The organism is Leifsonia sp. KNZ12-8B, assembly GCF_056755495.1.
On sequence record NZ_JBPGXM010000157.1, the window covers coordinates 1 to 7646 of the forward strand.

Genomic DNA, 7646 nt, shown 5'->3' on the forward strand with positions numbered 1-7646 from the left:
TCCCTCCCCTTCACCCGTAGGACGATGCAGACCACCGACGCCATCACCCTGACCCGCGGCGAGCACGAGCTCGTGATCGTCGCCCCCGCGTACACGCTCGGCGTGGCGCTCACCCGGCCGCGCGCCACGATCGCCGGCCCCGGCGGTGAGCTGTGGAGCGACCTGTCGCTGCTCGCGAGCGTCGACCGGGTCGGGATGCCCGACGAGTCGTCCGGCCGGACCGCGGTCGACGTCGAGAGTCTCCCGGACGGCGACGTCCAGGTCACCGTGACGAGCGACTCCAGCGCCTGGGCGACCCGCGCGGTCGTGCTGCGCTGCACGCCGCGCGAGGTCCGCGCCCGGGTCGAGGTGACCTCCGAGCACGACGACGCCCGCATCGCCGACGTGACCGTGTTCGGCGGGCACGGCGTGCTGCCGTCGGGCGCAGCGGGCGTCTTCCGCTCGGGTATCCGCTTCCCGTCGGTGTTCGTGCCGACCCCGACGGAGCCGGTGCAGGTCGTGCGGCCGTCGAGCAGCCAGGCGCAGCTCGGCGTGGTCGGCGACGCGGACCCCGGCCGCCTCCACGGCATCTTCTCGCCGCCTCCGCTCGTCTTCGCGCTCGGCCGCCCGGCCGTCGCGGCCGACGCCCCGCACGGGCCGACGGACATGCCGGTCGGCGACTGGCTCGGGATGAGCGTGGTCGCGCCGGTCGAGCAGCTCGGCTTCACGACGTTCCGGTACGACGCCCTCGACGGCGGCTTCCTGCTGCGGCTCACCTACGAGGGCCACACGCGCGTGGGCCAGGGCGGCTGGACCTCCCCCGAGTTCGTGCTGCGCCCGGCCGGCGCCCCGCTGACCGCCATCAAGGACTACCGCGACGACCTGGTCGAGCGCGGCTGGGCGCACGCGGCGCCGCGGGTCGTGCCGTGGTGGCTCGAGCCGATCTTCTGCGGCTGGGGAGCGCAGTGCGCGCTCGCCGTGAAGATGTCGCACGAGGGGGAGGCGCTCGCGACCGACGACGCGGACGGCTTCGTGCTGCCGACCGGCGCCGCGTTCGCCCCGGACCTCGCCCGCCAGCCCCTGTACGACCGGTGGCTGGGGCGGCTGGCCGACCGCGGCCTCCAGCCGGGGACCGTCGTCATCGACGACCGCTGGCAGGCCGAGTACGGCACCAACACCGTCGACACCGAGAAGTGGCCCGACCTGCGCGCCTGGATCGACGCCAAGCACGAGGCCGGCCAGCGCGTGCTGCTGTGGTTCAAGGCGTGGGACCCGTCCGGCCTCCCCGCCGAGCTGACGGTCCGCGACGCGCAGGGCCGCCCGGTCGCGGTCGACCCGGGCAACCCGGCCTACCTCGCCGCGCTGACCAGCCAGGTGACGTGGATGCTGTCGGCCGACGGGCTCGACGCCGACGGCTTCAAGGTCGACTTCACCCAGCGCGCGCCCTCCGGGGTCTCGCTGCAGGCGGCGACGGACGGGGTCTGGGGGATCGCCGCGCTGCACACCCTGCTGCGCACCCTGCACGCGGCGGCGAAGGCGGCCAAGCCGGACGCGCTCGTCGTCACCCACACCGTCCACCCGTCGTTCGGGGCCGTGAGCGACATGGTCCGCCTCAACGACGTGCTCGAGGACTCGGTCGCCGGCGAGCCGGTGCCGGTGTCGGACCAGCTGCGCTTCCGCCGCGACATCGCCGCCAACTCCCTGCCCGGGCACCCGATCGACACCGACCAGTGGCCGATGCCCAACCGGGAGCAGTGGCTCGAGTACGCGCGCCTCCAGCCTGCGCTGGGCGTGCCGGCGCTGTACTACGTGGAGTCGATCGACAACAGCGGGGAGGCGGTGACCGACGCCGACCTCGACGAGATCGCGGGCCTGTGGCGGCGGTACCGCGCGACCATCGCCGACGAGGCCGCCGAGGAGCAGGTCACCGCATGAGCGCGTTCACCGAGGTCGCCCCCGGCGTCTTCCGGTTCGCCGACACCTGCAACGTCTACGTGATCCTGTCGTCGGGCGCCGACGGTCGCACGGGCCAGGGCGGCGCGATCGCGATCGACTTCGGGTCGGGAGACGTGCTCGACCACCTGCACGAGCTCGGAGTGGAGACGCTCGACGCCGTCCTGATGACCCACCACCACCGCGACCAGGGGCAGGGCCTCCCGCGCGCTGTCGAGGCGGGCATCCCCATCCACGTGCCGCCGGTCGAGCAGGACCTGTTCGCCCGCGTCGACGAGATGTGGTCGGCGCGCGCGCTCTACAACGACTACAACCTCCGGCAGGACCGCTTCTCGCTGCTCGACCCCGTGCCGATCGCGGGCACCGTCCCGGAGTACCGCACGGCCGAGTACGGCGGCATCGCGGTCCGCACCATCCCGACGCCGGGGCACACGATGGGCTCGGTCACGTACCTGATCGACCGGGCGGGTGGAGGCAGCGGCAGCGCCACCGAGGCGGCCGCCGAGCGGCTCGCCTTCACCGGCGACCTCATCTACGCGCCGGGCAAGGTCTGGTCGCTGGCCGCGACCCAGTGGTCGTACACCGAGAACGAGGGCCCGGCGATGAACGTGCTCTCGTGCTACCTGCTGCAGGACGAGGCTCCGACCGTCCTGCTGCCCTCGCACGGCGAGCCCATGCCCGACGCGGTCGGCGCTCTCGGAGCGCTGGCCGAGCGGATGCAGGGCTACGTGGATGCGCGCCGGTCCCGGCCGTGGGACCTGCGCGAGTGGCTGGAGAGCCCCTTCGTCCGCCTGACCGATCACCTGCTGCTGAACCGGACCGCGAACGCCTGCACCTACGTGCTGTTGAGCGACTCCGGCGCGGCCCTCTTCATCGACTACGGCTACGACATGTCGACCGGCTGGCCGGCCGGCACCGATCGCGCCGGCCGCCGGCCGTGGCTCGCCTCCCTCCCGGCCCTCAAGCGCGACTACGGCGTCACCAGCGTGGAGGTCGTGCTCGGCACCCACTACCACGACGACCACATCGCGGGCCTGAACCTCCTGCGCGATGTGGAGGGCACCCGGGTCTGGCTGCCCGAGAACGTGGCGCCGATCATGGCCGACCCGATGCGGATGGACCTTCCGTGCCAGTGGTTCGAACCCATCCCCGCGGACCGCGTGCTCGGGATCGGGGAGACCGTGCAGTGGCAGGAGTACGAGATCACGACGCACGAGCTGCCGGGTCACACCCTGTACGCGGCGGCGTTCGAGTTCGAGGTCGACGGCGTGCGCGTGCTCGCGACCGGCGACCAGCAGACCGGCGAGGGCCGGCTGGGCGTGCAGCGCGAGATCCTGAACTACCAGTACCGCAACCGCTTCCGCAGCGACGACTACGTGAAGTCGGCGGAGTTGTACCGACGGATCGCTCCCGGTCTGATGATCACCGGGCACTGGCAGGGCCGAGAGGTCGACGAGGACTACCTGCGCCTGCTGACCGAGCAGGGCGACGAGCTGCTCGCGATCCACGACGGCCTGCTCCCCGACGACGGCCGACGGCCTCCCGCGGACGGCAACCTGGCGCTGCTGGAGCCGTTCTACCAGCGGGTCGCGCCGGGGGCTCCGCTGACGTACGAGGTGGTCGTGGTCAACGACTTCGACGAGCCGAGGGAGGTGGAGGCGCGGCTGGTGACGCCCGCGGGCTGGGCGGCTCCTCCGCTCGCACCTGCTCGGGCGACGGCGGGCCCCGGCGAGACCGTGCGACTGCGCTTCGCGGTCGAGGCGGGAGCGACCCCCGCCAAGCGCCAGCGCCTCGCCGCCGACGTGACCGTGGGCGGCGCCCGCCTGGGCCAGGCGGCGGACGCGGTCGTCGACATCGTCTGACCCCGCCCGCCCCGCTGGGCAACCGCCGAGTACGCGCACTTTCCGCGTACTCGGCGGTTTTCGCGTGAATATCCGCGTACTCGACGGTTGCCCACGGGGTCAGACCGCGGTAACGTACAACCAAATGGTTGTACGAATGGAACGTCAGCTCACCGACGACGAGGTCGACCGCATCTTCCACGCGCTGGCGGATGCGACAAGGCGCGACATCGTCGCCCGCTCCCTGCGCGCCGACCACACGGTCAGCGAACTCGCGGGGCACTACGACATGAGCTTCGCCGCCGTGCAGAAGCACGTCGCGGTGCTCGAGCGCGCCGGCCTGGTCGGCAAGCGGGTCCGCGGGCGGGAGCGCGTCGTCCACGGAGACGTGGAGGCCATCCGCCGCGCCTCCCGGCTGCTCGACCGCTACGAGCAGTTGTGGCGCCATCGCGTGCACACCATGACCGCCATCCTCGCCGAGGACGACGGGGCACCACCCAGCACGATCTGAGAGGACAGCACGATGACGGTCATCGAGACATCCACGGACGCCGACGCCCTCACGCTCACGCTCGTCGCCGAGTTCACGGCCCCGCGCGAGCGCGTGTGGGAGCTGTGGTCCGACCCGCGGCAGCTCGAGCGGTGGTGGGGCCCGCCGGAGTACCCGGCGACCTTCGAGAAGTACGAGTTCGAGCCGGGCGGCGAGGCCGCGTATTACATGACGACGCCCGACGGCGAGCGGCCGCGGGGCTGGTGGCGCATCCTGGTGGTGGACCCGCCGAGCCGGCTGGAGTTCGAGGACGGCTTCGCGAACGACGACGGCAGCAAGGCGCCCGGCGAGCCGGCCCGCGGCATCGTCACGTTCGAGGAGCGCGACGGTGTGACCACGATGACGACGCTCACGCAGTTCGTGAGCACGGAGCAGCTCGACGAGATGCTCGCCATGGGCATGGCGGAGGGCATGCGCGAGGCCATGGGCCAGATCGACGCCCTCCTCGCCGAGGTCCGCAGCTAGCGCGCCGCGCGCCCGCCAGCCCCGGTCGCCAGCGCTTCCGGACTTCTGCACGCTCCGCATCGGCGTGTTGCGTACGGAAGTCCGGAAGCGATGGCGATGGCGATGGCGATGGCGGGACGGGTGCGCGCAGGGCGCTACGCGTCGAGGAACTGCAGGAGGTACGGGAGGGCCGCCTCCATCGCCCGCGCGTCGCCGCCCGCGGCGAGCAGCTCGCCCAGGTAGTCGCCGTGTCCGCCTGGCACGATCAGGAGGCGCGCGTCGGGGAGCAGGCCGGCCAGTTCGACCAGGTGCTCGACACGGACGACGTCGCGGTCGCCGCCGACCACCAGCGTCGGCGCGGCGATGGAGGCGATGACCGCCTCCTCGAAGCCCTGGAACCCGAGCATCAGCTGCCGGTCGAGCTCGAACATCCGGCGGGCGTGGCCGGGGTCATGGCTGACGGCGAGATCGGCGACGCGGTACGGCTCGGGGAGGTCGTCGAAGGTGCCCGCGGAGAGCCCCTCCCAGAAGCCGTCGATCATGCCATCGCGACGGAACGGCGCGGACGCCGCGATCAGCCGTCGCACGGCGCCGGGGTGCCGCGCCGCGAGGAGCAGCGCGACCTGGCCGCCGTTGCTGAAGCCGAGCACGTCGACCGGCCCCACGCCCAGCTCCGCGAGCAGCGTGCCGACATCGTCGGCCGAGCCCTCGAAGCTCGCCGGTCCGTCGCCGGACGCCGTGCGCCCGTGCCCCTGCAGCTCGACCGCGAGCACGGTGCGCGTCGCGCAGAGCCGGGGGAGCAGCATCCCCCAGTTCGTCTCGATCGTGGACCCGCCGCCGTGGATCAGCAGCAGTGGAGGCCGCGGCGAGTCCTCGTCGCCGAACCACCGGTGGTGAAGGCGCACCCGCGCGCCGCCCTGATCGCTCACGCGCACACCCTAGCGACCCCCGCCGCCAGCCGCTGACGTTTTTCCTGTGCTCGACGGCTCACCTGCAGGTGTTCCCGGGAGGGCGAAGCGGTTGACCCGCCCGGCGTGCGGCCCGTAGTATCTGTGGGAACGATCCCACATGGGGGCCCGCAGAGTCGCGGGCCGCCGGGGACTGGCAGCACTCGGAAGGACATGATGGCAAACGGCCGACGGGCCGTCCTCTCCCTCGACATCGGCGGCACCAAGCTCGCCGTCGGCGTCGTGACAGAGGACGGCAGCACGCACGGACTCATCGTCGAGCCCACCCGCCGCGAGGAGGGGCCGGGTGTGATCGTTCCCAGACTGTTCGACATGGGGCATCGCGCGATCGCCGCGTCCGGCATCCCCGCCGACGAGATCGAGGCGGTCGGAATCTCCTGCGGCGGGCCGCTCGATGCCCGCGCGGGCGTCCTGACCGGCCCCCTCCACCTCCCCGGCTGGATCGACCTCCCCATCGTCGAGCTGGCCGAGCGCGAGTTCGGCGTCCCCGCCGCGCTCGAGAACGACGCCACCGCCGGCGCCCTAGGGGAGTTCCGCTACGGCGCCGCCCGTGCGGTCGAGACGATGGTCTACCTCACGATCTCGACCGGCATCGGCGGCGGCGCGGTCATCGAGGGCCGCCTGCACCGCGGCGCGGCCGGCAACGGCGGCGAGTTCGGTCACATCATGGTGCGCACCGGAGGCCGCCACTGCCTCTGCGGACGCGACGGCTGCCTCGAGGTCTACGCGAGCGGCACCTCCATCGCCGTCCGGGCGCGGGAGGCCGTGGCCGAGCGCGGCGCCGGCTCCAGCCTGGCGACGCTCGAGACCGTTCGCGCGGAGGACGTCGTCGCCGCCGCGGCCGCGGGCGACGCCCTCGCGACCGAGCTCTGGGACGAGACCATCGACCTGCTCGGCGTCGCGGTCACCGACCTCGTCAACGTGTTCGAGCCCGACCTGGTCGTGCTGGGCGGCGGGGTGACCCGCTCCGGCGACGCGCTGCTGCTGCCCCTGCGCGAGCGCGTCGCGTCCGCCGCGATGCCGCCCGCCGCCGCGGCCGCACGGATCGTGCTCGCCGAGCTCGGCGACGTGGTCTGCGTGGTCGGCGCCGGCGCGGTGGCGTTCGACAAGGTCGCGAGCCTCGCGTCCGCGCCCGCCGCACCCCTCGCGACCAAGGAGGTCCAGCATGGCTGAGTGGATGCGCGAGCAGCTCGACGCCCACATCGAGACCGCGCGCGCGGGCGAGCAGCTCCTCCCCGCGATCCGGGAGGTCGGGCGACTGCTGTGCGACGCGTTCGCCGACGGCCACATCCTCTACACGTTCGGCAACGGCGGCAGCGCGGCCGATGCCCAGCACTTCACGGGCGAGATCATCGGCCACTACAAGCGCGACCGTCGTCCGCTCGGCGCCGTCACCCTCAGCACCGACCCCACCACGATGACCTGCATCGCCAACGACTACTCCTACGACGACGTCTTCGCTCGTCAGGTGGAGGGGCTGGCCCGGCCGGGCGACGTCGTTGCGGCCTTCACGACCAGCGGACGCAGCGCCAACGTCGTCTCGGCACTCGCCGCGGCGCGGAAGGCCGGCGCCACGACGGTCCTGTTCGGCGGCGGAGACGGCGGCCCCGCCCGGGAGCACGCCGATCACGTGCTGCTGAGCCCGTCGACGACGACGCCGCGGATCCAGGAGTTCCACACCTTCATGCTCCACGCCATCTCTGAGATGGTGGACGCATGGGCCGCCGGCGAGCAGGACGATCTCGAGCGGGACGATCACGAGCAGGACGATCACGAGCAGGACGACCCCGAGGAGCAGTAGACACGTGACCCCCACCTCCGGCAGCACCGACGCTGACCGCACCGTGACCGCCACCCAGACCGGCCCCGCCGTCGACGGCGCGACCGCCGAGGGCGTGCCCGCCGCACCTC

Annotated in this window: 7 protein-coding genes; 6 read left to right on the top strand and 1 reads right to left on the bottom strand. The window is 72.9% G+C overall.

The window, feature by feature from the left end:
• The 4 genes from ACR9ZG_RS16860 to ACR9ZG_RS16875 form a co-directional block, all read left to right on the top strand.
• The coding region (locus tag ACR9ZG_RS16860; protein ID WP_481286004.1) for a hypothetical protein at positions 1–1914 on the top strand (1914 nt) is incomplete at its 5' end.
• Positions 1911–3794: an MBL fold metallo-hydrolase gene (locus ACR9ZG_RS16865; RefSeq protein WP_481286005.1), complete on the top strand. Its 1884-nt coding sequence runs from the start codon at positions 1911–1913 to the stop codon at positions 3792–3794. The genes ACR9ZG_RS16860 and ACR9ZG_RS16865, both read left to right, overlap by 4 nt.
• A 136-nt stretch (positions 3795–3930) precedes the next feature.
• Entirely contained in the window at positions 3931–4284 is a 354-nt protein-coding gene (locus ACR9ZG_RS16870; RefSeq protein ID WP_481286006.1) for an ArsR/SmtB family transcription factor, read from the top strand.
• Between the two features lie 12 nt (positions 4285–4296).
• Positions 4297–4788, top strand: coding sequence for an SRPBCC family protein (locus tag ACR9ZG_RS16875; RefSeq protein ID WP_481286007.1), 492 nt, complete (start codon positions 4297–4299; stop codon positions 4786–4788).
• A 134-nt stretch (positions 4789–4922) separates the two neighbouring features.
• Here ACR9ZG_RS16875 and ACR9ZG_RS16880 read toward each other — a convergent pair whose 3' ends face one another.
• Positions 4923–5696, bottom strand: a complete 774-nt coding sequence (locus ACR9ZG_RS16880) for an alpha/beta fold hydrolase (RefSeq protein ID WP_481286008.1) — start codon at positions 5694–5696, stop codon at positions 4923–4925.
• A 192-nt stretch (positions 5697–5888) separates the two neighbouring features.
• Here ACR9ZG_RS16880 and ACR9ZG_RS16885 point away from each other — a divergent pair, with 192 nt between their 5' ends.
• Positions 5889–6908: an ROK family protein gene (locus tag ACR9ZG_RS16885; RefSeq protein ID WP_481286009.1), complete on the top strand. Its 1020-nt coding sequence runs from the start codon at positions 5889–5891 to the stop codon at positions 6906–6908.
• Complete coding sequence (locus tag ACR9ZG_RS16890) at positions 6901–7536, top strand: D-sedoheptulose-7-phosphate isomerase (protein ID WP_481286010.1); 636 nt, start codon at positions 6901–6903, stop codon at positions 7534–7536. Before ACR9ZG_RS16885 ends, ACR9ZG_RS16890 begins: the two co-directional genes overlap by 8 nt.
• Positions 7537–7646 lie beyond the last annotated feature (110 nt).